The organism is Enterovibrio makurazakiensis (assembly GCF_050336585.1).
In the GTDB taxonomy this organism is placed as follows: Bacteria; Pseudomonadota; Gammaproteobacteria; order Enterobacterales; family Vibrionaceae; genus Enterovibrio; species Enterovibrio gelatinilyticus.
Window position 1 is genome coordinate 1 of the sequence record NZ_JAKJSE010000059.1, and the last position, 1074, is coordinate 1074.

At 49.3% G+C, this 1074-nt stretch carries 1 protein-coding gene and 1 pseudogene; both read right to left on the reverse strand.

The genetic code is table 11. The features are described 5' to 3' along the window. A partial coding sequence (locus L4D06_RS25395) for a DUF6708 domain-containing protein (protein WP_429742249.1) occupies positions 1 to 806 on the reverse strand: 806 nt, incomplete at its 3' end. Between the two features lie 2 nt (positions 807 to 808). Continuing rightward, positions 809 to 1074: pseudogene (locus L4D06_RS25400) on the reverse strand (hypothetical protein); the annotation flags it as partial.

Below are 1074 nucleotides of genomic sequence, written 5' to 3' on the forward strand. Positions count from 1 at the left end.
TTTTTGAACTTCTCCCGCATTTCACGACGGTTCTTATCAAACAAGGCACGGTCTTCTTTTTCAAAGGGGCTTGGGGTGGGGCGACGTGCTGGCGGCTCATCCATGTACATGCGCATGGTTTCCCACATGCGTTGCCCGTCGGTCACTGTGGCAATCGGGCGGCGCAGTATCCAGTAATCCTTGCCATCAGGCGTGGGAATGGCCAATCCAAAAGTAAAATGCGTCACCATGCTGTTGCCTGTGGTGCCGCGGTTCGTGGCTACCCAACACACCACCTCTTCCCACGGGGCAATGGTGGGCTTTTTTTCTTTGTCGGAGTAATAGCAGATTTCCCGACGCTCACGGTTTAAGCGAATAGGACGCTGGCGGGCAAAATCGAAAGAGCTGCTAATAATGACGTACCAGCAAATGCCTATAAGAAAGGTAAAGGCTAAGGCGAAGGGTGTAGCGAGTTCATCAACTACTGCTCGAAATGATGCTTCGATAGACCCATAAATAGAAGCATCCCTAAACCCAAAGATGATAGCTAATATCAACATCACAACGGCAATCAAGCCTATCGTGGAGTTCCCCAGTTGTACCTGCCTTGCCTTCCCTTGATTCCGCTGGCCGATATCAATGTACGTATCATTAATGGCCAGTATTTCGGGTGAGGTCACCACGGTTTCTTTGGCAATTTTTGCTGAAGGAAGGGGCTTGGGTGAAAAAAACACCGCTTCGCCGGCAATAAATTTGCGGGTGTCTCCCGCCTTGGGCGTAAGCTCCGTCAGGTCGATATCCTGATTTTTCTTTTTTTTCCAGATCATGGTTATGGGGTCTTCTCACCCTCAGTTTGACGATAATCCATGATGCCGCCGCCTGCTTCATAGTGCTTTTCAATGGCTGCGCGTTCTCTTAGCAATTCCTCACTCGGTTTAGCCCATTCGCTCTCAGGAATAGGTGTCGACCAATCTGCCACCTCTTGTGGCAGTTCCACTTTTGCAAGACTATCGGTCCATTCAGAGACTAGATAAGGCAGCTTCCAACCGCTTAGGATATGGTACGTGTAATAGAAAAACATCGAAGCATAAGACA